This window comes from Bacillus sp. FSL R9-9492, assembly GCF_038007365.1.
GTDB lineage: Bacteria > Bacillota > Bacilli > Bacillales > Bacillaceae_G > Bacillus_A > Bacillus_A mycoides.
In genome coordinates this window covers 5,493,079-5,519,449 of sequence record NZ_JBBOXC010000001.1, presented here as the reverse complement: position 1 = coordinate 5,519,449, position 26,371 = coordinate 5,493,079, and the positions used below count along the sequence as shown (strand labels likewise).

The 26,371-nt window shown below is 35.7% G+C and carries 25 protein-coding genes and 4 tRNA genes; 26 read left to right on the top strand and 3 right to left on the bottom strand.

The features are described from left to right. Positions 1-25: 25 nt before the first annotated feature. From ychF to MKY70_RS28235, 22 genes are all read left to right on the top strand, one after another. On the top strand, positions 26-1,126 hold the full coding sequence (ychF, locus tag MKY70_RS28340; RefSeq protein WP_341026343.1) for a redox-regulated ATPase YchF: 1,101 nt from the start codon (positions 26-28) through the stop codon (positions 1,124-1,126). Positions 1,127-1,317: 191 nt separating this feature from the next. After that, positions 1,318-1,608 (top strand): 30S ribosomal protein S6, encoded by a 291-nt coding sequence (gene rpsF / locus MKY70_RS28335; RefSeq protein WP_001233782.1) that lies wholly within the window; start codon positions 1,318-1,320, stop codon positions 1,606-1,608. Between the two features lie 26 nt (positions 1,609-1,634). After that, on the top strand, positions 1,635-2,156 hold the full coding sequence (gene ssb, locus MKY70_RS28330) for a single-stranded DNA-binding protein (protein ID WP_000981963.1): 522 nt from the start codon (positions 1,635-1,637) through the stop codon (positions 2,154-2,156). 44 nt (positions 2,157-2,200) lie between these two features. Continuing rightward, positions 2,201-2,434 carry a 30S ribosomal protein S18 gene (rpsR, locus tag MKY70_RS28325; protein ID WP_000918874.1) on the top strand — a complete coding sequence of 78 codons (234 nt, stop codon included), beginning with the start codon at positions 2,201-2,203 and terminating at the stop codon, positions 2,432-2,434. Between the two features lie 80 nt (positions 2,435-2,514). After that, the gene (locus MKY70_RS28320) at positions 2,515-3,450 is read left to right on the top strand and encodes a YybS family protein (RefSeq protein WP_002130187.1); all 936 of its coding nucleotides are present in this window, start codon (positions 2,515-2,517) and stop codon (positions 3,448-3,450) included. 78 nt (positions 3,451-3,528) lie between these two features. Then, entirely contained in the window at positions 3,529-5,502 is a 1,974-nt protein-coding gene (locus tag MKY70_RS28315; RefSeq protein ID WP_088033928.1) for a DHH family phosphoesterase, read from the top strand. Continuing rightward, the gene (gene rplI / locus MKY70_RS28310) at positions 5,499-5,945 is read left to right on the top strand and encodes a 50S ribosomal protein L9 (protein ID WP_002130186.1); all 447 of its coding nucleotides are present in this window, start codon (positions 5,499-5,501) and stop codon (positions 5,943-5,945) included. The genes MKY70_RS28315 and rplI overlap by 4 nt, the downstream gene beginning before the upstream one ends. Positions 5,946-5,972: 27 nt before the next feature. Then, positions 5,973-7,334: a replicative DNA helicase gene (gene dnaB / locus MKY70_RS28305; protein WP_002016457.1), complete on the top strand. Its 1,362-nt coding sequence runs from the start codon at positions 5,973-5,975 to the stop codon at positions 7,332-7,334. 214 nt (positions 7,335-7,548) lie between these two features. After that, positions 7,549-8,838, top strand: a complete 1,290-nt coding sequence (locus MKY70_RS28300) for an adenylosuccinate synthase (protein ID WP_002034994.1) — start codon at positions 7,549-7,551, stop codon at positions 8,836-8,838. Between the two features lie 154 nt (positions 8,839-8,992). Further along, a tRNA-Lys gene (locus MKY70_RS28295) sits at positions 8,993-9,068 on the top strand. Positions 9,069-9,081: 13 nt separating this feature from the next. Beyond that, positions 9,082-9,153 (top strand) — tRNA-Glu (locus tag MKY70_RS28290). A gap of 22 nt (positions 9,154-9,175) precedes the next feature. Beyond that, a tRNA-Asp gene (locus tag MKY70_RS28285) sits at positions 9,176-9,251 on the top strand. Between the two features lie 41 nt (positions 9,252-9,292). Further along, positions 9,293-9,365: transfer RNA gene (locus MKY70_RS28280), tRNA-Phe, on the top strand. Positions 9,366-9,647: 282 nt separating this feature from the next. Continuing rightward, positions 9,648-10,355 carry a cell wall metabolism DNA-binding response regulator WalR gene (walR, locus tag MKY70_RS28275; protein WP_000971867.1) on the top strand — a complete coding sequence of 236 codons (708 nt, stop codon included), beginning with the start codon at positions 9,648-9,650 and terminating at the stop codon, positions 10,353-10,355. A gap of 3 nt (positions 10,356-10,358) precedes the next feature. Then, a complete protein-coding gene (walK, locus tag MKY70_RS28270) occupies positions 10,359-12,194 on the top strand; it encodes a cell wall metabolism sensor histidine kinase WalK (protein WP_002166370.1) in 1,836 nt (611 codons plus the stop codon). Further along, entirely contained in the window at positions 12,191-13,528 is a 1,338-nt protein-coding gene (locus MKY70_RS28265) for a YycH family regulatory protein (protein WP_341026336.1), read from the top strand. The genes walK and MKY70_RS28265 overlap by 4 nt, the downstream gene beginning before the upstream one ends. After that, positions 13,509-14,345 carry a two-component system regulatory protein YycI gene (locus tag MKY70_RS28260; RefSeq protein ID WP_341026334.1) on the top strand — a complete coding sequence of 279 codons (837 nt, stop codon included), beginning with the start codon at positions 13,509-13,511 and terminating at the stop codon, positions 14,343-14,345. Before MKY70_RS28265 ends, MKY70_RS28260 begins: the two co-directional genes overlap by 20 nt. Further along, positions 14,329-15,123: an MBL fold metallo-hydrolase gene (locus MKY70_RS28255; RefSeq protein ID WP_002167283.1), complete on the top strand. Its 795-nt coding sequence runs from the start codon at positions 14,329-14,331 to the stop codon at positions 15,121-15,123. Before MKY70_RS28260 ends, MKY70_RS28255 begins: the two co-directional genes overlap by 17 nt. A 63-nt stretch (positions 15,124-15,186) precedes the next feature. Further along, positions 15,187-16,374: a S1C family serine protease gene (locus tag MKY70_RS28250; RefSeq protein ID WP_002035000.1), complete on the top strand. Its 1,188-nt coding sequence runs from the start codon at positions 15,187-15,189 to the stop codon at positions 16,372-16,374. Between the two features lie 53 nt (positions 16,375-16,427). Then, positions 16,428-16,613, top strand: a complete 186-nt coding sequence (locus MKY70_RS28245) for a CxxH/CxxC protein (protein ID WP_002035001.1) — start codon at positions 16,428-16,430, stop codon at positions 16,611-16,613. 59 nt (positions 16,614-16,672) lie between these two features. After that, positions 16,673-17,152, top strand: a complete 480-nt coding sequence (gene rlmH, locus MKY70_RS28240) for a 23S rRNA (pseudouridine(1915)-N(3))-methyltransferase RlmH (protein ID WP_002130178.1) — start codon at positions 16,673-16,675, stop codon at positions 17,150-17,152. 180 nt (positions 17,153-17,332) lie between these two features. Continuing rightward, positions 17,333-18,211, top strand: a complete 879-nt coding sequence (locus MKY70_RS28235; RefSeq protein WP_002016446.1) for a radical SAM/SPASM domain-containing protein — start codon at positions 17,333-17,335, stop codon at positions 18,209-18,211. Between the two features lie 36 nt (positions 18,212-18,247). On the opposite strand, the gene pepF is transcribed toward MKY70_RS28235, so the two are convergent. After that, complete coding sequence (gene pepF / locus MKY70_RS28230) at positions 18,248-20,065, bottom strand: oligoendopeptidase F (protein ID WP_341026331.1); 1,818 nt, start codon at positions 20,063-20,065, stop codon at positions 18,248-18,250. A gap of 138 nt (positions 20,066-20,203) precedes the next feature. After that, positions 20,204-21,187: a GMP reductase gene (gene guaC, locus MKY70_RS28225; protein ID WP_002068771.1), complete on the bottom strand. Its 984-nt coding sequence runs from the start codon at positions 21,185-21,187 to the stop codon at positions 20,204-20,206. Between the two features lie 271 nt (positions 21,188-21,458). Here guaC and MKY70_RS28220 point away from each other — a divergent pair, with 271 nt between their 5' ends. Both MKY70_RS28220 and MKY70_RS28215 read left to right on the top strand, forming a co-directional pair. Then, positions 21,459-22,082 carry a hypothetical protein gene (locus MKY70_RS28220; RefSeq protein ID WP_445662072.1) on the top strand — a complete coding sequence of 208 codons (624 nt, stop codon included), beginning with the start codon at positions 21,459-21,461 and terminating at the stop codon, positions 22,080-22,082. 179 nt (positions 22,083-22,261) lie between these two features. Then, positions 22,262-23,707 carry a DEAD/DEAH box helicase gene (locus tag MKY70_RS28215; RefSeq protein ID WP_341026329.1) on the top strand — a complete coding sequence of 482 codons (1,446 nt, stop codon included), beginning with the start codon at positions 22,262-22,264 and terminating at the stop codon, positions 23,705-23,707. Between the two features lie 43 nt (positions 23,708-23,750). Here the strand turns inward: MKY70_RS28215 and MKY70_RS28210 are convergent, their stop codons facing one another. After that, positions 23,751-24,311 (bottom strand): DUF1836 domain-containing protein, encoded by a 561-nt coding sequence (locus MKY70_RS28210; RefSeq protein ID WP_088033916.1) that lies wholly within the window; start codon positions 24,309-24,311, stop codon positions 23,751-23,753. A 164-nt stretch (positions 24,312-24,475) separates the two neighbouring features. Between MKY70_RS28210 and trhA the strand changes: the two genes are divergently transcribed. Beyond that, complete coding sequence (trhA, locus tag MKY70_RS28205; protein ID WP_088033913.1) at positions 24,476-25,123, top strand: PAQR family membrane homeostasis protein TrhA; 648 nt, start codon at positions 24,476-24,478, stop codon at positions 25,121-25,123. A 182-nt stretch (positions 25,124-25,305) separates the two neighbouring features. Beyond that, positions 25,306-26,322 carry a UDP-glucose 4-epimerase GalE gene (gene galE, locus MKY70_RS28200; RefSeq protein WP_088033911.1) on the top strand — a complete coding sequence of 339 codons (1,017 nt, stop codon included), beginning with the start codon at positions 25,306-25,308 and terminating at the stop codon, positions 26,320-26,322. Positions 26,323-26,371: the final 49 nt, after the last annotated feature.

The following is a 26,371-nucleotide window of genomic DNA, read 5'->3' as shown; positions in this document are numbered from 1 at the left end:
AGATTGAGACATAGGAGTGAAAAATATGGGATTAACGGCTGGGATTGTTGGATTACCTAACGTAGGTAAGTCCACTTTATTTAATGCAATTACACAAGCAGGAGCAGAATCTGCGAACTATCCATTCTGTACAATCGATCCAAACGTAGGGATTGTAGAAGTACCAGATGAGCGTTTAAATAAATTAACGGAATTAGTAGAACCGAAAAAAACTGTTCCGACTGTATTTGAATTTACTGATATTGCAGGTATCGTAAAAGGTGCGAGTAAAGGTGAAGGGTTAGGAAATAAATTCTTATCTCACATTCGTCAAGTAGATGCAATTTGCCAAGTTGTTCGTTGTTTTGAAGATGAAAATATTACGCACGTTTCAGGAAAAGTAGATCCAATTGATGACATTGAAACAATTAACTTAGAACTAATCTTAGCGGATTTGGAATCTGTTGATAAGCGTATCGAACGAGTTGCGAAGTTAGCAAGACAAAAAGATAAAGAAGCTGTATATGAGCATGAAATTTTAGTTCGTTTAAAAGAAGTTTTTGAAGAGGGAAAACCAGCTCGTACTGTTGAATTTACAGAAGAGCAAATGAAGATTGTTAAAGGCCTGCATTTACTTACAACGAAAGAAATGCTATATGTAGCAAACGTAAGTGAAGATGATATTATGGATCCTTCCGACAATAAATATGTACAAATGGTAAAAGAATTTGCAGCAAATGAAAATTCACAAGTAATTGTTGTATGTGCAAAAATAGAATCAGAAATTGCTGAGTTAGATGAGGAAGAGAAGAAAGTATTCCTTGAAGAACTAGGTATTGAAGAATCTGGTTTAGATCAATTAATTCGTGCTGCATATGACTTATTAGGACTTGCTACTTACTTCACAGCTGGTGTGCAAGAAGTACGTGCATGGACGTTTAAACAAGGTATGAAAGCACCACAATGTGCTGGTGTTATTCATACGGACTTTGAACGTGGATTTATTCGTGCGGAAACAGTTTCTTATACTGATTTAATGACAAATGGCTCTATGACAGCTGCAAAAGAAGCTGGTAAAGTACGTTTAGAAGGAAAAGAGTATATCGTAAAAGACGGAGATGTTATGCACTTCCGCTTTAACGTTTAATTTAATATTTCCTAGGAAAAATAAAGATATGAACTTGGCAAATATATTATGTGTTTGCCAAGTTTTTTACGTATTGGTGAGTTGATTCATATAACTTACTATGATATAATCTAAACTCGTGAGTAATTACTATAAATTAATTGCTCCTTGCCCATTATGGGCCGTTTAGACCAAAAGGAGGTGAAAGTGTAATGAGAAAGTACGAAATTATGTACATCATTCGTCCTGGCGTTGAAGAAGAAGCTCAAAAAGCTTTAGTTGAACGTTTCGCAGGTGTTTTAACAAACAATGGTGCAGAAATCATTAACACAAAAGAGTGGGGTAAGCGTCGTTTAGCTTACGAAATCAACGACTTACGTGAAGGTTTCTACATGATCTTAAACGTGAACTCTAACTCAGAGGCGATTAACGAATTCGACCGTTTAGCTAAGATCAACGAAGATATCCTTCGTCATATCGTTGTTAAAGAAGAAGAAAAATAATTGATATATAAGGGAGAGTGGTTCGATTGATGAATCGTGTTATCCTCGTTGGTCGTTTAACTAAGGACCCTGACTTACGTTACACGCCCAATGGTGTTGCAGTAGCTACTTTTACGTTAGCTGTGAATCGCGCATTTGCGAATCAACAAGGTGAGCGTGAAGCTGACTTTATTAATTGTGTAATATGGCGTAAACAAGCAGAAAACGTGGCAAATTATTTGAAAAAAGGTAGCTTAGCAGGCGTAGACGGACGTCTTCAAACTCGTAATTACGATGGACAAGATGGTAAACGTGTATATGTAACAGAAGTTCTTGCGGAGAGCGTACAATTTTTAGAGCCGCGTAATGGCGGTGGGGAGCAACGTGGTTCATTCAATCAGCAACCATCAGGAGCTGGTTTCGGTAACCAAAGCTCTAACCCATTTGGTCAATCTAGTAATTCAGGTAACCAAGGTAATCAAGGTAACTCTGGATTTACGAAGAATGACGATCCATTTTCGAATGTTGGTCAACCGATTGACATTTCGGACGACGATTTACCATTTTAATGGTGTGAATCGGCTATTTTTAACAAAGAATGGAGGGAATAGACATGGCAGGACGCAAAGGTGGACGTGCGAAGCGTCGTAAGGTGTGTTTCTTTACATCTAACGGCATCACTCGCATTGACTATAAAGATGTTGATTTATTAAAACGTTTCGTTTCTGAGCGCGGTAAAATTTTACCTCGTCGTGTAACAGGAACAAGCGCGAAATACCAACGCAAACTTACAGTTGCAATTAAACGTGCTCGTCAAATGGCACTTTTACCATATGTTGGTGAATAATAGCGTATGAAATGCACAGTAGAGTCGGACTCTACTGTGCATTTTGCTATGCTTTTCTTTTTTGAAAGAGAGGTTAGATGATGAAGAATACGAAATTTATTACTGAGGGTGCAGCACTGTTAGCGATATATGCAATGTTATTGCTTATATCTATGTATGTTCCAATTTTAGGTACAGTTGTAACGTTTGCGTTGCCATTGCCATTTATATTGCTAACGATAAGATATAGATTATCTAACGCCTTTATAGTTTTTACTGCGGCGCTTTTTATTACTGTTATTGTCAGTCAGCCGATGAACCTAGTAAAGACAACTATGTTTGGATTGATAGGTATCGTTTTAGGATATATGTATAAAAAACGAAAAAAGCCGGTAGAAACTTTAATGGCGGGGACGCTTGCGTACTTAATTGGTATTATGCTCATTTATGTTGCGAGTATAAAGTTTTTTAACATAGATTTAATGAAGCAAATGCAAAATATGTTTAATGAAAGTATGGCGCAAAGTGAAAAGATAGTTACTGCTGCGGGTATGCCTATTAGTAAAGAGCAAAAAGAATTATTTGCACAATTTAATGATGTGTTACAAACGTTATTCCCAAGTTTGCTTGTAATGGTTTCTGTATGTTTTTCTTGGATTACAGTTATGATATCAGGTAGTGTTTTGAGAAAACTAAAGCATGACGTTATACCTTGGCCTAAATTTAAAGATATACAATTACCAAAGAGTATTGTTTGGTATTACGTTATATTTATTTTGCTATCAACTTTTATAAAAGTAGAACCGACATCATATTTACATATGGTATTTTCTAATTTATATGTCATATTTGCTTTACTACTAGTACTGCAAGGTCTGACATTTATCGCTTTTATAGCGCATAGCAAAGGTTTTACGAAAGGTGTTCCTATTATTAGTTTTATTGTCTGCATGTTTATTCCGATGATGTTTCCTCTTGTAACAATCTTAGGTATAATTGATTTAGGGATTTCATTGCGTTCTAAAATAGGGGAATAAAATAATATTCCTTACACTATTTTAATTTGTTTAACTAACTGGAAAGTGAGTTAGTTTTACTTTATAGGAGTTGTATACATGCCTGAATTTTATAAGAAACAGTGGTTTTTATATCCTGTTTACGTATTGGCATTTTTTGTATTCGTGCTAATTTCACTCCTCTGTTACTTTCATTTAATTATGGGGATATCAGCCTTTTTTATCTTTTGTATTGTACTTTTTTTCGTTATACGATTCGAACTTACTTTTCAAAGGAATTTTGAAAAACATACGACAGATATGATTACAAGGGTAAAGAAAGTGAGTAATGAAGCATTTAACCAAATGCCAATTGGTATTTTGTTATACAATAAGGATTATGGGATTGATTGGGCGAATCCTTATTTATCATCATGTTTGGGGCAGCATGCATTAGCTGGTTGGCACCTTTACGATGTATCAGAAACATTACTCCTTTTTATTAAGGGGGAAACTTCTGACGATATAGTTTCTTTAAATAATCGAAAGTTTCGTGTTTTTGTAAGGAAAGAAGAAAAGCTAATTTATTTCTTTGATGTAACGGAACAAACAGAAATTGAAAAGATGTATGAAGATCAGCGCACTGTTTTAGCTGTTATTTATTTAGATAACTATGATGAAGTTACGCAAGGATTAGATGACCAATTACGTACGAATATAACAAGTCTTGTGACGTCACGTCTAAATGAATGGGCCGTTAAGTATGGTGCATATTTGAAACGTGCATCTTCAGAAAGATTCTTCGTTGTACTAAATGAAAGTATTTTAGCGCAAATGGAGAAAGGGAAATTTAGTATTTTGGATCAAGTGCGTGAAGAAACATCAAAAAGGAATATACCACTTACATTAAGTGTTGGTGTTGGCTCAGGTGATTTACCTTTATCAGAACTTGGAGCGATGGCTCAATCTGGTTTAGACCTTGCATTAGGACGAGGAGGAGACCAAGTAGCTATTAAACAAGCAACGGGTAAAGTTAAGTTTTACGGTGGTAAGACGAATCCGGTTGAAAAGCGTACTCGTGTACGTGCTAGGGTTATTTCACATGCATTAAAGGATTTAGTATTAGAAAGCAGTAATGTCATTATAATGGGGCATAGAGCTCCTGATATGGATGCGATTGGTGCAGCGATTGGTATTTTAAAGGTAGCTCAATTAAATGAGCGCAAAGGATATATTGTATTAGATGAAAATGATTCTGATAAAGGAATCAAACGTTTGATGGATAAAGTGAAACAAAATGAAGAGTTATGGTCACATTTTATTACACCAGGGCAAGCGATGGAATTTGCAAATGATGATTCATTACTTGTTGTTGTTGACACGCATAAACCTTCAATGGTGATGGAGGAAAAACTGTTACACAAGATTGAAAATGTAGTAGTTATTGACCATCATCGCCGCGGGGAAGATTTCATTGAAGATCCATTACTTGTTTATATGGAGCCATACGCTTCTTCAACGGCAGAGCTTGTTACAGAATTACTTGAGTATCAACCGAAAAATTTAAAGATGACAATGTTAGAAGCAACGGCATTGTTAGCTGGTATTATTGTTGATACGAAAAGTTTTACATTCCGTACAGGCGCTCGTACATTTGATGCCGCTTCTTATTTACGCTCGCATGGCGCAGACACTGTACTTGTACAAGAGCTTTTAAAAGAAGATATGGGTCAGTATTTACGAGTTGCAAAAGCTATTAAAAATGCGTACATTTATAAAAATGGAATTGCTATTGCAAAAGTCGATAGTGATGACTATTACGATCAAGTGCTTATTGCACAATCAGCGGACACGCTATTAACGATGACGGGTATTATTGCATCATTTGTTATTGCGAAACGTGGGGAGAATTTCATTGGAATTAGCGGCAGGTCTTTAGGTGAAGTGAATGTGCAGCTAATTATGGAGAATTTAGGAGGTGGCGGGCATTTGACGAATGCAGCCACACAAATGAAAAATGTTACAGTAGATGAAGCGGAGGAGAAGCTTCAATTTGTTATTGATGACTATTTACAGGGAGGCACACAATCATGAAAGTAATTTTTCTAAAAGACGTAAAAGGTAAAGGTAAAAAAGGAGAAATAAAAAACGTACCAGATGGTTATGCAAATAACTTTTTACTAAAACAAGGGTTAGCTGCTGAAGCGACAAACAGCAGTATGAAAACTTTAGATGCTCAAAAGCGCAAAGAGGAAAAAGATGCAGCAGCAGAAGTTGAGAATGCAAAAGAGCTGAAAGAAACATTAGAGAAATTAACTGTAGAAGTAAAGGCGAAATCTGGAGAAGGTGGCCGCTTATTTGGTTCTATCACGAGTAAACAAATTGTAGATGTAATGCAAAAGTCACACAAGATTAAACTTGATAAACGTAAATTTGAAATGGATGATGCAATCCGTGCATTAGGTTATACAAACGTCAATGTGAAATTGCATCCACAAGTAACAGCAACAGTAAAAGTTCATGTTAGTGAACAATAAAAATAAATTAAGCAAGGAGGATTGCGCATGAGTGATGTAATGGCTGATCGTACCCCTCCGCATAATATAGAAGCTGAGCAGGCAGTCTTAGGTGCCATATTAATTGATCAGGATGCGTTAACGTCAGCATCGGAACTATTGGTACCTGACTCATTTTATCGAACGAAACATCAAAAGATTTTTGAAGTCATGCTTGGGTTGTCTGATAAGGGAGAACCAATCGACTTAGTAATAATGACATCAGCGATGGCTGATCAAGGATTACTAGAAGAAGTTGGTGGGGTTTCTTATCTAGCAGAGTTAGCAGAAGTTGTTCCAACAGCTGCTAACGTAGAATATTATGCACGCATCATCGCTGAAAAGGCACTTTTACGTCGTTTAATTCGAACGGCGACTCATATTGTATCGGATGGATACGAGCGAGAAGATGATGTGGATGGCCTTTTAAATGAGGCTGAGAAAAAAATATTAGAAGTATCTCACCAAACAAATGCAAAAGCATTCCAAAACATTAAAGATGTTCTTGTAGATGCTTATGATAAAATTGAACTTTTGCATAATCAAAAGGGTGAAGTTACCGGGATACCAACTGGATTTACTGAATTAGATAAGATGACCGCAGGTTTTCAGCGAAATGATTTAATCATCGTGGCGGCGCGTCCATCGGTAGGGAAAACTGCATTTTCACTAAATATCGCACAAAACGTAGCGACGAAAACTGATGAAAATGTAGCGATTTTTAGTTTAGAGATGGGCTCTGATCAGCTTGTTATGCGTATGCTTTGTGCAGAAGGAAATATTGATGCACAAAGACTTCGTACCGGTTCATTAACTTCTGATGATTGGGCGAAATTAACAATGGCGATGGGTAGCCTTTCTAATGCTGGTATATATATTGATGATACACCAGGGATTAAAGTAAATGAGATTCGAGCAAAATGTCGTAGATTAAAGCAAGAGCAAGGTCTTGGGATGGTTTTGATTGACTATTTACAGCTTATTCAAGGAAGTGGGAAATCAGGAGAAAACCGTCAGCAGGAAGTATCTGAGATTTCTCGTACATTAAAAGGGATTGCACGTGAATTGCAAGTACCTGTTATCGCCTTGTCGCAGTTATCTCGTGGTGTAGAATCTCGTCAAGATAAACGTCCGATGATGTCTGACATTCGTGAATCAGGAAGTATCGAGCAGGATGCTGACATTGTAGCCTTCCTATATCGTGAAGATTACTATGACCGTGAAACAGAAAATAAAAATACAATTGAAATTATCATTGCAAAACAACGTAATGGTCCGGTAGGTTCAGTAGAGCTTGCGTTTGTTAAGGAATTTAATAAATTCGTCAACTTAGAACGCCGCTTTGAGGATGGACATGCACCGCACGCATAAAGGCAGTATAAAAAAGAAACACATTTCTTATAATAAGATGTGTTTCTTTTTTTTATATGAAAGATAGGGCTTTCATAAGATGAATATGTAATTCTTACGAACGAAAACGTTTTTCGATAAAAAAATGTTCGCTTTTTGGTTGACTTCTCTTTCTGTTTTGGTACAATTATATTGTTTGAATAGATCGTTTGAAAATTGCGGAGGTGCTTTAATAATGTCTTCAGTAGTAGTTGTAGGAACACAATGGGGCGACGAAGGAAAAGGTAAAATCACTGATTTTCTTTCTGAGCATGCGGAAGTAGTTGCAAGATATCAAGGTGGAAATAACGCGGGACATACAATTGTTTTCGGCGGAGTTAAATATAAATTACACTTAATTCCATCTGGTATTTTCTATAAAGAGAAAATTTGTGTAATCGGAAATGGCTTAGTAGTAGATCCGAAAGCATTACTTGAAGAGTTGAAATACTTACACGATCGTGGTGTAAGTACTGATAATTTACGTGTAAGTAACCGTGCGCACGTTATTTTACCTTATCACTTAAAACAAGATGAATTAGAAGAAGCGAGTAAAGGTGATAACAAGATCGGTACAACGAAAAAAGGTATCGGTCCTGCATATATGGATAAAGCTGCTCGTATTGGTATCCGTATGGCTGATCTTTTAGACCGTGAAGCATTTAAAGAGAAGCTTGAGCGTAATTTAGTGGAGAAAAATCGTTTGTTTGAAAAAATGTACGATACAGAAGGTTTCAGCGTAGAAGAAATCTTTGAAGAGTACTTCGAATACGGACAACAAATCGCACATTACGTATGCGATACATCAGTCGTATTAAATGATGCACTAGATAACAATAATCGTGTATTATTTGAAGGTGCACAAGGTGTTATGCTTGATATCGACCACGGTACGTACCCGTTCGTTACATCTTCTAACCCAATTGCTGGTGGTGTAACAGTTGGAACTGGAGTTGGTCCTGCGAAAGTTACTCGCGTTGTAGGTGTATGTAAAGCATATACAAGCCGTGTTGGTGATGGTCCATTCCCTACTGAACTTAATGATGAAATCGGTCACCAAATTCGTGAAGTTGGTCGTGAATACGGAACAACAACGGGTCGTCCACGCCGTGTAGGTTGGTTCGATAGCGTTGTTGTAAGACATGCACGTCGTGTTAGTGGTTTAACAGATTTATCATTAAACTCTATCGATGTATTAACAGGTATTCCAACTGTTAAAATTTGTGTTGCTTACAAATGCAATGGCGAAGTTATCGATGAAGTTCCAGCTAACTTAAACATTTTAGCGAAATGTGAGCCTGTATATGAAGAGCTTCCAGGTTGGACAGAAGATGTTACTGCTGTGAAATCATTGGATGAACTTCCTGAAAATGCAAGAAAATACGTAGAGCGTGTTTCTGAATTAACAGGAATCCAATTATCTATGTTCTCGGTTGGACCAGATCGTAATCAAACAAATATCGTTCGTAACGTATACGAAGCTTAATTGATATAAAAAATTGATTTTTTTAAGAAAAAACTCATATTTTTATGAGTTTTTTCTTATTTTTTATAAAAAAATAAAAAAAGGTATTGCAAAAATGAAAGATAGCATGTTATGATATGTCTTGTCGTCACGAAAATATGACGTTGGTGAGTATGAGCCATTAGCTCAGTTGGTAGAGCATCTGACTTTTAATCAGAGGGTCGAAGGTTCGAATCCTTCATGGCTCACCATTTTATTTTTCGTGGCCCGTTGGTCAAGTGGTTAAGACACCGCCCTTTCACGGCGGTAACACGGGTTCGAATCCCGTACGGGTCATGTTTTTTTTATGTTCATTTTTGGTCCCGTGGTGTAGTGGTTAACATGCCTGCCTGTCACGCAGGAGATCGCCGGTTCGACCCCGGTCGGGACCGCCACTTTTGTTTATACCACCATTAGTGGTTTTATATATAGTTTTGGCTCGGTAGCTCAGTCGGTAGAGCAGAGGACTGAAAATCCTCGTGTCGGCGGTTCGATTCCGTCCCGAGCCACTCTCAGGATATTAAGTGGGCCCACTTAATATCCTTTTTATTTTGTCCAGTTTTACAAATGTGGGTAGTTATTTTACAATAGAATGAGGAGCCTCTAGCAGTTGAAGCTAGAGGTTTTTCTATAGATCGTATAGGATTCCGTGTAAAAGTGGATGATACATGAGTCTATGAGAATAGAGGAGAAATACTTAGACTAAGATTGTTGTCATATAGGAACATACTATAGAAACATCAATATGTTTGAGGATTATTGATCATATTTTTATAAGGAGGAAATAGACGATGATGGGAAAGAAAATTTTAGTAGTTGATGATGAAAAGCCAATTGCGGATATTTTGAAGTTCAACCTAGAAAAAGAAGGTTTTGAAATTGTAATGGCGCATGATGGTGATGAGGCGATTGAAAAAGCAAATGAAGAACAGCCAGATATGGTTTTATTAGATATTATGTTACCGGGAAAAGACGGTTTAGAGGTATGTCGTGAAATACGTAAAAGCTCAGAAATGCCAATTATTATGCTTACAGCAAAAGACTCTGAAATTGATAAAGTATTAGGGCTTGAGCTTGGGGCAGATGATTATGTAACGAAGCCATTTAGTACGAGGGAGTTACTTGCTCGTGTGAAAGCGAATTTACGTCGCCATCAGCAGGGTGGTGCTGCAGAGAAAGAAGAAAATACCGAAATGGTTATTGGACCAATCGTTATCAATTCGAACGCTTATAGTGTAACAAAGCGTGAAGAAAGCATTGAGCTTACACATCGTGAATTTGAATTACTACATTATTTAGCGAAGCATTTAGGTCAAGTTATGACTCGTGAACATTTATTACAAACAGTTTGGGGTTATGATTATTTTGGAGATGTACGTACAGTAGACGTAACAGTACGTCGTTTACGCGAAAAAATTGAAGATAATCCAAGTCATCCTACTTTAATTGTAACTAGACGTGGAGTAGGGTATTACTTGCGTGACCCAGAACAGGAATAGTATATGAAGAAAGTTGGTTTTTTTCAATCTATTCATTTAAAATTTGTGCTCATATATATGCTGTTAATATTAATAGCAATGCAAGTAATTGGTGTATATTTCGTCAGGGAATTAGAAAAAAGCCTTGTAAAAGGCTTTCAAGATTCCTTAACGCAGCAAACAAATCTACTTTCTTATAACCTGAAGCAAGAGTTTGTAAAAGAACGTCCTAAAACAGAATCAGTAGATAAAGCTATTAATGATTCGATTCAAAAATTCGCATCAGATCGTAAGAAAGATATTCAAGAAGTAAGTGTAATTGATTCTACTAAAAAATTAATGGCAATTTCAGACGGGTCTAAGCAAAATAAGGTAGGAAGAACGTCAGCAGATACAGCTGTACAACGGGTAATGGTACAAAAGAAACCAGAGTCAAAGATTGAGAAAGATGGAAATACAGGTCATCGAGTTCAAGTTATGATTACCCCTATTCTAAAAGAGCCAGGCGGAGAGGTACTTGGTGTCATTCATATCGTTGCATCTATGGAAGATGTGTATAAACAAATGAAGGACATCAACCAAATTTTCGCAACGGGGACAGTAATTGCTTTATTAGTAACAGCTGTACTTGGAATTTTATTGGCTCAAACAATTACGAGACCAATTTCAGATATGCGAAGACAAGCAATTGAAATGGCGAAAGGAAATTATTCGCGAAAAGTAAAGGTGCATAGTCACGATGAGATTGGACAATTAGCATTATCTTTTAACAATTTATCTAAAAAATTACAACAAGCTCGTTCCTCCACAGAAAGTGAAAGACGAAAATTATCATCCGTTTTATCACATATGACAGATGGAGTAATTGCTACTGATCGAAAAGGGGATATCATTTTATTAAATGATCCTGCGGAAAAGATGTTAAATGTTTCGCGTGAAACGGCGCTAGATCAATCAGTGTTAGAAGTGCTAGGAATACAAGAAGAATTTACACTGGATCATTTATATGAAGAGCCTGATTCAGTTTTATTAGATTTTAGTACGAGAAATGAACCATATATTTTACGTGCTAGTTTCTCTGTTATTCAAAAAGAAACAGGGAAGGCAAATGGTTTAATTGCTGTATTATATGATGTAACAGAGCAGGAGCGGATAGAACAAGAGCGCCGTGAGTTTGTTGCGAACGTATCTCATGAGTTAAGAACGCCGTTAACAACGATGCGCAGTTACTTAGAAGCACTTACTGATGGAGCATGGCAAGATCCCAATATTGCACCGCAATTTTTAACGGTTACACAAGAGGAAACGGAAAGAATGATCAGGCTTGTAAATGCATTGTTACAACTATCTAAACTAGATAGTACAGAACATCGCTTAATGAAGGAATGGGTCGACTTTACGGATTTCTTTAATAACGTTATCGATCGTTTTGAAATGTCTAAAGAGCAAAATGTAAGCTTCAAACGATCTTTCTCTAAAAAATCTCGATTTATTGATATGGATACAGACAAAATTACACAAGTTTTATATAACATTATTTCCAATGCACTAAAATATTCGCCAGAAGGTGGTACAGTAACATATCGCCTACGTGACCGCGGGGAGTTATTAGAGATTAGTGTGAGTGATCAAGGAATGGGAATTCCGAAAGAAAATGTAGATAAAATATTTGAACGTTTTTATCGTGTAGATAAAGCGCGTTCGAGACAAATGGGTGGTACAGGTCTTGGGTTAGCTATTGCGAAAGAAATGATTGAGGCACATGGCGGCTCGGTTTGGGCGAAAAGTGAGGAAGGAAAAGGGACAACTATTTATTTCACATTGCCAATGGCGACAGATGAAGAGGACGATTGGGAATGAGTATGGAAAACTTTAAAACGATAGTTCTAATTAATTTGGTTGTCATTAGTCTATTTCTTACTTTTAACTTGTGGACATATGTTCCTGATTCTACTTCTATGCAAAATACAAAGTTCGTTCAAGGTAACGAAGAGATAAATCCGATAAAGATTTCGGAGGTTGTTCGCCCATCCTCTGTCGTTATTCATAAAGAGAAAAATCATTATGTAAGCGAAAAGAAGGAAAATGTGGATTCGATCTATAAAATTCTTGAAAACGGAGAATTACATAATTTCGAGGAAATAACGGGGACAGTCCCTAAAGGTGATTTTCTGTCTTATGTACACGGAGAAGAAAAAATTGAATTTGTTTTTCCTACAAATATCCCGTTAGATACGATTAAAAATATGTTTAATATTAAAGATAAAAACATAGAAAGTAACAGAAGTTTTAATCGTATTATAATTGATCCTTCTAGAAGTAAGGACCAAGAAATTAAAGTTAGCTTTGTTTCCTATGATACTCCTCATAAAATATATCAAGCAACATTGAGTGGTGCTTATATAAAGGATATTATAAATGTTCAAAATCAACTTATAACAGTAGCAAGACCATATTTTGAGTATCAAATAAATGATACAAAAAAACTTTTTTTACCAGAGGGGATTACGGAATTAAGTAAGGCAGAGTATATTACAGCTAAACTAGAAGTGGATCCATTTAAAAATGCTTTATTTAGTGATCCACGTTATTTAAGTCCTATTTCTGAGAAAACAAAGGAAACATTTACAGATGGCATCCGTTCTATGGAAATTGATAAGTCGGATGCAATGTTGAAATATAAAAATTCCGCTGTACATGGTGATAAATCTACGGATAATGCGGTAATTTTACAAAAAAGTTTTGACTTTGTAAGTGGGCATAGTGGATCCTTGAAGTCCTATCGTTTTGATTATATTAATGGGAGGAAAACTTCATTCCGTTTATATGAGGATGGTTTGCCTGTATTTAGTGCAAATGGAATAGCGGAATTAAAACAAGTATGGGGTTCAGGTGAAATTATGCAGTATGAAAGACCCTTTTTTGAGTTCAGTATTACTTTGCCTAGTAAACAACAAACAACTTCTCTCGCATCAGGTCGTACAGTGATGACATCACTAGAGAATAATCCAGAAATTGATAAAAAATCAATTCAGGATGTTGGTATTGGTTATAAAATGTCATTGGAACCGTCCATCAGTGATGTGAGAATCGCTGTCTTACAGCCGATATGGTATGTAAAATGTGAAGAAGATGGTAAGCAACAAATATATGAGTGGAGTGAGGGGGGACTAAATGGATTGGGATCGAATTAAAACCATATTTATTGTGACCTTTTTTGTTTTAGACCTCTTTCTTATCTTTCAGTTCATTCAAAAGCAAGATAGTAATCAATTAGAACTTGTGACGGAAACGAAAATCGATCAACAATTAAAAGCTGAAAAAATTACTATGGGAAATTTTCCTAAAGAACTTAAAAAAGAGTCATTTATAATGGCGAAAAATAAGGGTTTCAAAGAAGAAGATGTGCAATCTTTAAAAAATCAGACAGCGCATGTGCAAGATGAATATCAAATAGAGGGTAAATTAAAAGAGCCTTTTTTAAATACAAAATCATTGTCAAAAGATAAGTATAATGAGTTTTTGAAAAATTATGTGCTGGATGGACAAAAATATGAGTTTGGAGCAATAAAGGACTCAAAAATTTACTTCTTTCAAAAGTATAAAGATAAACCAATCTTCTACAATAATCGTGCGATGATTGTTGTAGATTTAAATGAAAAAAATGAGCTTATTTCGTATACACAAACAATGTTAACGGATTTGAAGGAAATGGGCGAAAGCGAAAAGACAAAAGAACAAGAAATTATTACTGCTCAAACAGCTTTAGAAAATATATATTTGAAAAATAAAATTGCAGAAAATACGCACGTGAAAGAGGCGCAGATTGGATATGCGACTCTTGCGGAGTCTTCTTCTAATATACAAGTGCTTGCTCCAACATGGAACTTAAAGACAGAACAAAAAAAGGATTTTTTTGTGAATGCAATTGAAGGACAAGTTATGGAATTGGGGGAAACTCAAGTGCCGGAAGAACATAATGGAGTGAGAAAGAATGAGCATGCATTTTAGTGTACTTGCAAGTGGAAGTACAGGGAATATGCTATATGTAGGAACAGATGAAAAAAAACTGCTTGTCGATGCAGGTTTAAGTGGTAAAGCGACAGAGGCTTTATTTAAACAAGCTGAACTGAATATAAATGACATATCAGGTATTCTTGTAACACATGAGCATAGTGATCACATTAAAGGATTAGGTGTATTGGCGCGTAAATATGATTTACCTGTTTATGCGAACGAGAAAACATGGAATGCAATGGAACATTTAATAGGTAATATCCCAACTGATCAAAAATTCATTTTCTCAGTAGGAGACGTGAAAACATTTGGGGATATTGAAGTTGAATCATTTGGTGTTTCTCATGATGCGGCGGAACCGATGTTTTACGCTTTTCATAACAATAATAGAAAGTTAGCTCTTATTACAGATACGGGCTACGTAAGTGACCGTATGAAAGGTGTTATTAAGGGAGCAAATGCTTTCGTGTTTGAAAGCAATCATGATGTGGAAATGCTTCGTATGGGACGCTATCCATGGAGCATTAAGCGACGTATTTTAAGCGACGTTGGCCACGTTTGTAATGAGGACGCTGCATTAGCGATGGCTGATGTTATTACAGATGAGACAAAACACATTTATTTAGCACATTTAAGCTTAGATAATAACATGAAAGAATTAGCGCGTATGTCTGTATCACAAGTATTAGAAGAAAAAGGTTTTGGGGTTGGAAAATCCTTTGAAATACATGATACAGATCAAAAAGTGCCTACGAAAATTCAATACGTATAATTCTTCATTTTAGTAAACAATAAAGGTGAATATAGTTGTTTTCAGGAAGATAGGTGAACAAATATGTCCTTTATTGATGAAGAAAAATATCGTATTAAACGTGCAGGCAAAAAGAAACATAAAGGTATTGTCATTTCTAGCATAGCGGGGACAATTGTAGGGGCTTCATTATTTGCATTTGGAGCGCCTTTATTTTCAAATCATGCAGGTAAGCTTCCGCAAGCTGAAGCAAGTGAAAAAAATATGGCTGAAGCTCAAAGTGGAAATGTTCCTGTTAAACAGATTAGCTTTGTAGACGCTGTTGATCGTGCTTCAGAGGCTGTTGTTGGTGTTATTAATATTCAACGAGACAATTTTTCAGAGGCTGATTCAGAAGCTGGTACAGGCTCTGGTGTGATTTATAAGAGAACAGATGGACATGCGTATATTGTAACGAATAACCACGTTGTTGCTGGGGCGAATCGTATTGAAGTGAGCTTAAGTGACGGTAAGAAAATTCCAGGTAAAGTATTAGGAACCGATGTAGTCACGGACTTAGCTGTACTAGAAATAGATGCGAAGCATGTGAAGAAAGTGATTGAAATTGGCGACTCTAATACCGTTCGTAGAGGAGAACCAGTTATTGCGATTGGAAATCCACTGGGGTTACAATTTTCCGGAACTGTCACACAAGGTATTATTTCGGCTAATGAGCGTATTGTTCCTGTAGATTTAGATCAAGATGGACATTACGATTGGCAAGTAGAAGTATTGCAAACAGATGCGGCAATTAATCCAGGTAATAGTGGTGGAGCGCTTGTAAATGTAGCGGGACAATTAATAGGTATTAACTCAATGAAAATTGCAGCAAAAGAAGTAGAAGGAATTGGACTAGCTATTCCAGTTACGAGAGCTGTTCCTATTATGAATGAACTAGAAAAGTACGGTAAAGTAAGAAGACCTTACGTTGGGATTGAACTAAGATCATTAAATGAGATTCCGAGTTACTATTGGTCAAAAACATTACACTTACCAGGTAACGTAACAGAAGGAGTCTGCATTTTAGATGTGAAAAGTCCTTCGCCAGGTACGGATGCGGGTCTTAGAGAACATGATGTTATTGTGGCGGTAGATGGAAAAGCGGTGCACGATATTATTGGGTTCCGCACGGCCTTATATAATAAAAAAATTAATGATAAAATGACTCTTACGTTTTATCGTGGTACAAAACGAGCGACAACAACGGTGAAATTAGGCATTCAAAAGTATTAAAAACAGGAGGGCCTACCTCCTGTTTTCTATTGTAGAAAAGTGAGGTGAAGAATATGAATTTACCTTGTTGTTTAGAACATGTTGAATTAGCATTAGATATCATTGTGGATGAGTGTGAAGTCGCACCGGTTATTAACAATGTGGATAACTCTAAAGAAGAGAAAAAAACATGTGAATTTTGTCAAAATGAGGCGACATATGTTGTATCGAACACAGATTCTCACACAATATGTGGGTAACATCTGTGGATATGTGGATAAGTCCTGTGGATAACGTGTTTGTAAGGTGGGGAATAAATGTGAATATCTCGATTATTTCAATTGGGAAATTAAAAGAAAAGTACTTAAAACAAGGTATAGCAGAATATTTAAAACGATTATCTTCTTACGCAAAAGTAGAAGTAATTGAATTGCCAGATGAAAAGGCACCAGAAAATTTAAGTGCAGCAGAAATGTTAATTGTAAAAGAAAAAGAAGGTATTCGTATACTGGATAAAATTTCTGATGATACGCATGTCATTGCGTTAGCTATAGAAGGAAAACAAAAATCATCAGAAGAATTTGCGGTAAGTATAGATCGCCTTGCTACATATGGAAAGAGCAAGATCACATTTGTAATTGGTGGATCACTGGGGCTTAGTTCTGAAGTAATGAAGCGTTCAAACGAATCTCTTTCTTTCTCAAAGATGACATTACCACATCAATTAATGCGTCTAGTATTGCTTGAGCAAGTGTATAGGGCGTTTCGGATTAATCGTGGTGAACCGTATCATAAATAAATTTTTCATTTGTATATAAAGAGTAAAAAAGACCATTGGACAAAAATCACCGATGGTCTTTTAAACATTAATAGATGGTATGTAGATTTCCTAAAATAAGTATGTTTCTATTTCTAAAAAAATATGCTGTAATATGAAGAGGGAAAAAGTATAAGTAGTCATAGAAGTGAGGAATTAAAGGTGAAGAAGTTTAAGAAGTTTTACTTGGAGATTACGAGTGTATGTAATCTTGCGTGCAGCTTTTGTCCGCCGACGGAAAGGCAGAAGCAATTCATTTCTGTAGAGGATTTTGCTAAAAGATTAGACCAAATTAAACCTCACACAGACTACATTTATTTGCACGTGAAGGGTGAGCCGTTGCTCCATCCGAAAATAGATCAACTATTAGATTTAAGCCATGAAAAAGGGTTTAAAGTTAATATTACAACGAACGGAACGTTAATTAATAAGAGAAGGCATAGACTGTTAAATAAGCCTGCGTTAAGACAAATGAATTTTTCACTGCACAGTTTTGATGGACACCCAGGTTCGCAAGATAAAGAGGGCTATGTAAGGAGTATACTTTCTTTCATTAGAGAGGCAACAAGTCAATCGGACTTAATCGTTTCACTAAGATTATGGAATTTAACTCAGGATAATAAAACAAATGCTGAAATCCAAAAAAATAGGGATTTATTATCTATAATTGAAAATGAGTTTGATCTATCTTATCAAATTGAAGAGAAGCTTACACCGGGAAAAGGTATAAAAATTGCGGAACGTGTCTTTATTAATCAAGACTATGAATTCCAGTGGCCGGCATTGCATGAAGAAGAGGATGATGGAAAAGGATTCTGTCATGGTCTTCGAAATCAGGCTGGAATCTTAGCGAACGGAACGGTTATTCCTTGTTGTCTAGATGGTGAGGGAATTATTAATCTTGGAAATATTAATAATGATTCATTCTCTAATATTATTGAAGGTGAAAGAGCGAACAATATTGTAGATGGATTTTCAAAAAGGGTTGCAGTAGAAGAACTATGCAGAAAGTGCGGATACCGCAAAAGATTTGGAAAGTAAATATAGAATAAGCCCTCATAAAGCGAGGGCTTATTTTTATTCTTGATAAGAACGTTCTAATTCATCAATTAAGGAACCGACGTAAGAAACGGCTTTACGGATTGCATCTGGTTTTGACATGTCTACTCCAGCGTGTTTCATTAATTCAAGTGGTTTCATTGTACCGCCTGCACGGAGTACATCAAGCCAGCGATCAACAGCAGGTTGACCCTCTTCTTTAATCATTTGAGCTACAGCGGTAGAAGCAGTTAGTCCCGCAGAATATGTGTAAGAATATAAGCCCATATAATAGTGAGGTTGACGCATCCATGTTAAACCGGCGCCTTCATCAATTTCTACGGAATCTCCCCAGAATGTCGAAAGGACCTTCGTTTTTATTTCAGTTAAAGTTGTAGCTGTGAGTGCTTGCCCTTCTTCTGCTAGAGCGTATACTCTTCTTTGATATTCTCCCTCAAGTAGATGGGTAACGAAGTTGTGGTAATATGTGCCGAGTAGTTGCAGAATAACCCATCTGCGCATTCTCTTATCTTCAGTAGTCGCAAGTAAATGCTGGGCTAATAGTAATTCATTCATCGTTGATGGAGCTTCAACGAAGTACATAGATGGACGCACATTCATAATACGCTGATTTTTATTTGCTAAATAAAAATGACCAGCATGTCCAAATTCATGAGCTAATGTGAAACATCCGCGCATCGTACCCTGCCATGTAATTAAAATATAAGGGTGAGAACCGTATGGGCTAGAGCAGAAGGCACCTGTTGATTTTCCTATGTTATCTGCAAGGTCTACCCATCTTTCTTTGAAGCCCTTTTCGATAATGGAACTATATTCATTTCCTAATACTTTTAAGGAATCTTGAATGAGTTTGCCAGCTTCTTCGTAAGTGATTGTTGGATTAAATTCAGGATCTAACGGTGCATGTAAGTCACAGAAAAGCATTTGATCAAGCCCTAATACATTCTTTTTTAAATCTGCAAAACGGCGCATATGAGGCGCTAATTCGTTATAAATAATATCTAGTTGGTTGTTGTACATTTCAAGTGGAACTTTTTGAGGTTCTAAAAGCATATGGGTAACGGACTCGTACTTGCGCAAACGAGAAAGCGCCACTTGTTTTTTTACTTCAGTAGCATATGTTGTTGCAACTGTATTTTTATATCGTTTCAATGTGGAAACAAATGATGAATATGCTTTTTTACGTATATATGCGCTTGGAGAAAATTCATATTTGCTTTCGAATAATGCAAACGATACAGGCAAATCATTTCCCTGTTCATCTTGTATAGAAGGGAAATCCATATCGGCTAATTTAGTCATGCCGTAAATTTTGTAGGGTGAACTATGAACTTCGCCGAGTGCAGCAAGAGCTTCTTCTGTTTCAGGAGAGAGTGTGTGCTGCCTCTTTTTGAGTATCTCTAGTAATGATTTACGGAAAGGTTCAAGTTTTATTTCCTCAGTTAAATATTTTTCAATTATTCCCTCCTCAAATGAGAGAATTTCGTTATGAATAAAGGATAGTGCGGTATGTACATTCGTTCCTAGAGCGAAAATTTTGGAAGAGTTCGCTTGAATAACTGAATCTGTACGATCAGCGGATTCTTTTAAATTTGCATATGCGCCGAGTTTTGTTAACTTCATTAAAAGCTCTTCTTCTAAAAGTAGGCAATTTAATAAGGTAGCGGGGCTAGTGTGTAATTGTCCTTTAAATGCATCAAGTTTTTTTATATCGTCTGTTAATACATGTAATGCAGTTTCCCACTCTTTATCAGATTCGTATAAATCAGAAAGGTCCCATGTCAATTCAGTAGAGACTTCCGCGCGAATAAGGCGTTTCTCAATTACATTTTTCATTTGTTATATCCCCCTTATTATAAGTATCTAAAAACATGATACTAGAAAATTCAGTGAAATGAAAATATTTTACATTTTTATACATGAAAAAGAAGGACAAGCATAAAAAATGCTTGTCCTTCTAGTTAAATTTATAAATTAATATACTTTGTCACCGTTGAAAATAGAGTTTTTCACGACTACATAATCTACAGTACGAATTGCGTCTAATTTTGTTCCACCAGCGTAAGAGATAGAAGATTGAAGATCTTGTTCCATTTCGATTAAAGTGTCTTCTAAAGAACCTTTATGCTCAACGAACATTTTCTTACCTTCAACGTTTTTCTTCTCACCTTTTTGGAATTCAGAAGCTGAACCGAAGTACTCTTTATAAAGTTTGCCATCTTTTTCGATTGTTTCCCCTGGAGACTCTTCATGACCTGCGAATAGAGAACCGACCATAACCATAGTTGCTCCAAATCGAATTGATTTAGCTACGTCGCCATGTGTACGAATACCACCGTCAGCGATAATTGGCTTACTTGCAGCTTTTGCACACCAGCGAAGTGCAGCTAGCTGCCAACCGCCAGTTCCAAAGCCTGTTTTAATTTTAGTAATACAAACTTTACCAGGTCCAATGCCAACTTTTGTTGCATCAGCACCAGCGTTTTCTAATTCTCTTACCGCTTCTGGAGTTCCAACGTTTCCAGCGATAACGAAGCTTTCTGGTAAATGTTTTTTAATATGTTGAATCATGTTGATCACAGCGTTAGAGTGACCATGTGCGATATCGATTGTAATGTATTCAGGTGAAAGTTGCTCAGCAGCTAATTGTTGTACGAATTCGTACTCGTCTTCTTTAACACCAACGCTGATTGAAGCAATTAATCCACGTGATTGCATATCTCTAATGAATGAAATTCGTTTCTCTGGTTGGAAACGATGCATGATATAGAAGTAATTATTTTCAGCTAAATAAGTTGCGATTCTTTCATCAATAATCGTTTGCATATTTGCAGGTACGACAGGTAATTTAAATTTATGTTTTCCTAAAGTGACAGTTGTATCACATTCAGATCGGCTATTTACAATGCATTTTGCAGGAATTAATTGAATATCTTCATAGTCAAATACGTTTTCCATCATTTACACCCCTAAAATACGAATATTTTATTTTTATTGATTAAAAATGTTCGTCCATAGGATAATTTACATCATTTTCAGTAAGAAGTCAAAGATTTTCTTAACGTTTTTTTGAAAAGAAGCCAATATATTTTAAAAATAACGTTAAAAACGAATTTAAATAGATTTCTTATGAATAATGTTCGTTTATAAAAAAGTAAGGGAAGTTGCGATAATTGCATAAGATTGTATGTATGCCTCTTATTTTGAGCGAGGGGGCTGAGGAAATACTATGAAAAAGTTAATACTAATAATAGGAATAAATTTTTTGGTTACTGCCGGATGTAGCAATAATGATGCATTTGATAAGGCAGAGAAACAAGGAGATTTAGCATTGGAAAATAAAGAATACGATAGAGCAGTCGCATCTTTTGAATTAGCATTAAAAGAAAAGAAGGATGATCGGGAAATAAGGCTGAAGGTGAATCAAACAAATAAAATGATTGAAGCATTACAGGAAAGTAATATAGACCGAGCAATTTCGTTATTGAGGGAAATTGAAAATGATTCTGCTAGTTCAGTTATATTAGCCAAACAAGCAAAAGAAAAACGAGAAGTTTTAGCTAGTCAAAAAGATGAGGAAGAAAAATATAAGCAAATGCTAGTTAAAGTAGAGGAGGTGAAAAACGAGCAGAAGTTTGCGGATGTAAAAGAGCAACTTAACGTAATTATTAGGGAAACGAAAGGGAAAGAACAGTTTAAAATATATTATCAAAATGCGAATGAACAAATTATACAGAGTGTGCCGAGGGCAGTAGATGTAGATAAAACAAAAGATGAGAACCGTAAGGAAGAAAAAGTAATAGAAGAGAAGCCGAAGAAAGAAAGTGTTATTACCGGTCAGAAGGCAGAATAATATTTTCAAAAAGTTTTTAAAATAGAAAATCCTTTTGTTTAGTAAGGCGAATCACGAATGATTCGCCTTTTTATGTGAGCTTTCAAGTATAATGAATAAGGTGATAATAACGTATATGATAATTCATTGATAGGAAAAGCGAAAAAAGAAAATAATACAGAATAAAAAGAGGTTAATATATGAGTGAAAAAAGTTTTGCTGATTATGCATTAAGTAAAGAAATTGTAAGAGCACTTACTGGTTTAGGATATGAACATCCAACGGAAGTGCAAGGAGAGGTTATTCCAGTTGCCTTGCAAAAGAAAGACCTTGTCGTGAAATCACAGACTGGAAGTGGAAAAACCGCTTCATTTGGCATACCACTTTGTGAAGTGGTGGAGTGGGAAGAGAATAAGCCACAAGCTTTAGTTTTAACACCGACGAGAGAGCTTGCGGTGCAAGTAAAAGAAGACATTACGAATATAGGTCGTTTCAAAAGAATTAAGGCCGCTGCAGTTTATGGTAAATCTCCATTTGCACGTCAAAAATTAGAGTTAAAGCAAAAAACACATATTGTAGTTGGGACTCCTGGCCGTGTGTTAGATCATATTGAAAAAGGTACCCTTTCTTTAGAGTGTTTGAAGTATTTAGTTATTGATGAAGCGGATGAAATGCTGAATATGGGTTTTATCGATCAAGTAGAGGCAATTATTGACGAATTACCTAAAAAACGAATGACAATGCTATTTTCAGCAACACTTCCAAAAGATGTTGAAAAGTTATCTCGTACGTATATGGATTCGCCAACGCATATTGAAATTAAGGCTACCGGGATTACAACAGATAAAATTGAACATACACTTTTTGAGATGAGAGAAGAGGAGAAGCTTTCACTTCTTAAAGATGTAACAACGATTGAGAATCCAGATAGTTGTATTATTTTTTGCCGTACGCAAGAAAATGTAGATCACGTATTTCAGCAGTTAAAGCGGGTTAACTATCCTTGTGACAAAATACATGGTGGTATGGTACAAGAAGATCGTTTTGAAGTTATGGACGATTTTAGAAAAGGAAAGTTCCGTTATTTAGTAGCGACAGACGTAGCTGCTAGAGGAATTGATATTGATAATATTACACATGTTATTAACTATGATATTCCATTAGAAAAAGAAAGTTATGTACATCGTACGGGAAGAACGGGACGAGCTGGTAATAACGGGAAAGCTATTACATTCATGACGCCGTATGAAAATAGATTTTTAGAAGAGATTGAGGAGTACATTGGCTTTGAAATTCCAAAGGCACTTGCACCTTCAAAAGAAGAAGTTATGAAAGGGAAAGCAGTATTTGAGGAAAAGATACATGCTAAACCAATTATAAAGAAAGATAAAAATGCAGACCTAAACAAAGGAATTATGAAATTGTACTTTAATGGCGGGAAGAAAAAGAAAATTAGGGCGGTAGATTTCGTCGGTACAATTGCTAAAATTAAAGGTGTTACAGCAGAAGATATAGGAATTATTACAATACAAGACAATGTTTCTTACGTTGAAATATTAAATGGAAAAGGACCACTTGTTTTAAAAAATATGAAAAACACAACGATTAAAGGGAAACAATTAAAGGTTCATGAAGCAATTAAGTAAACAAAAAAACTATCCACCTCTAACAGGTGGATAGTTTTTTTGTTTAAGTTTCTTTGAGGTCATCAACTAGTTTCTCTGCTAAACGTCTATACATATTACTCATAGTCACGAAGGATGTTAGTAATAAAAACTTTTCTAGCTTTGGATCTTCTAAGGAAGAAACCTCGTTTACTTCCTTAACACGGTTATTCACGTCTTGCTTAAAGCTTTCCACATTGGTGTCAGTAAGAGAAAGGTAATCTTTATATAGAGTATTTAATTCGAATGTATCATCGTTTATTAACGGTGCATTTATATTTTCTAAGGAGCTTTTTATATCATTAATGGAAAGAGCTCCTTTTAATTGATAAATTAAGCTGATTAAAATCATATGTTCTTTTGAATACTTTTTATTTTTGATAGGGATGAATAATTTCCCTTTTGCGTAATTGTTAATCATTGTTTTTGTTAATACTTTTTCATCATCAGTTCTCGTTGTATCCGTATAAGTATTCTCAAATAGTTGGACAACTTGGTCTACATATAAGTCGACATTTGGGATATCCTCAAGTTTAATACTTTTTTCTAAATGTAATGATTCAAGTAATTTATTTATATTTTCCACGTAGAACCCCTCACTTTTATAACTTAGTGGAACTTAATGTTTAGTATATCTTTAAATATGGTATTACGAAACAAATGAATTGTAAATGTTGACCCACAAGGATAATATGTATATAATTACATGTAGTTATTAAAACTACATGTAATTATATGAGGGGTGTTTATATGAATGTTTATGTAAGAGAACCGGTTAATGCATTTACTCACTTAGGAGGAGCTGTATTATCATTTATTGCATTATTAGCTATGCTTGTGAAAGTTTCTGTTAAGATGCCATCTGTTGCTGCAATTACAGCTGTTATTTTATTCGGTATCGGGATGATGGTCCTTTATATGGCATCAGCTGTGTATCATAGTGTCGTAGCCAGTGAACGTGTTATTTATTTCTTTAGGAAGCTAGATCATTCTATGATTTTCATATTAATTGCAGGTACATATGCACCCTTTTGCTTAATTACATTAAATTCGGCAAATGGTTTACTATTATTTTGTTTAGTTTATGCAACGGCAATTTGTGGTATTGTTTTTAAAATGTTTTGGTTTAATTGTCCAAGATGGTTATCGACAGCAATTTATCTTCTGATGGGTTGGTTAATTGTTCTATTCTTTGCACCGCTAGCTGATAATTTAAGTACAGGAGGTATTATTTTCTTAGTACTTGGAGGCATTTTTTATACAATTGGTGGGTTTATTTACGGCGCGAAGCCAAAATGGTTGGAGTTTAAATATATGGGACACCATGAAATTTTTCATGTTTTTGTATTGTTAGGTAGTCTTGCGCATTTTCTAAGTGTATATTGTTACGTAATTTGATAAAAAAACGCCACGCGATGCTGTTATGTGGCGTTTTTTTATTACCTGATTGGAATCGTGTATTGTACAAAAAATCATGGGATAAAATGTAAGTTTCTGTGTTCGCATAATAAACATATGATAAGAAATATGTGATATACTTTGAGAAGTTTATAATGAATGAAATATGGAGGACTATAATTATGGCAATACTTGTAACAGGTGGAGCAGGATATATTGGTAGTCATACATGCGTAGAATTACTAAAAAACGGTTACGAAATTATAGTAGTAGATAATCTTTCGAATAGCTCAGTAGAGTCTATAAATCGAGTGACAGAGATAACAGGAAAACAGTTTAAATTTTATAAAGAAGATATTTTAAATCGAGAAGCACTTGATACGATTTTTGAAGAAAATACAATTGAAGCTGTTATTCACTTTGCAGGCTTTAAGGCTGTAGGGGAATCAGTAGAAATTCCGTTAACGTATTATCATAACAACATTACAAGCACATTAGTGCTATGTGAAGTGATGCAGAAGCATGATGTGAAGAAGATGATCTTCAGTTCGTCTGCAACAGTGTATGGTATTCCAGAAACATCACCAATTACGGAGGAGTTTCCATTAAGTGCAACGAATCCATATGGTCAAACGAAATTAATGATTGAACAAATTATGCGTGACGTAGCATTTGCGGATGCAGAATGGAGTATCGCATTACTTCGTTACTTCAACCCATTTGGTGCACATGAAAGTGGACGTATTGGAGAAGATCCAAACGGAATTCCAAATAACTTAATGCCATATGTAACACAAGTAGCAGTAGGGAAGTTAAAGGAATTAAGTGTATTTGGAAATGATTATCCAACAAAAGATGGCACGGGTGTCCGTGATTATATTCATGTTGTAGATTTAGCAAAAGGCCATGTAAAGGCGCTTGAAAAGGTACTTGGCACTACTGGGATAGATGCATACAATCTCGGTACAGGTACTGGTTATAGTGTGTTGGAAATGGTTGAAGCATTTGAAAAGGTTTCGGGCAAAGAAGTTCCTTATAAAATTACGGAGCGTCGACCTGGTGATGTGGCAGTATGTTTTGCAGATGCATCGAAAGCGAAGCGTGAATTAGGATGGGAAGCAAAACGCGGATTAGAAGAGATGTGTGCAGACTCTTGGAGATGGCAATCAAATAACAAAAATGGCTATCTAGAAGTTTAATAAACAGATAAAAAAATGACCTTTTGCGGGAGCAAAAGGTCATTTTTAT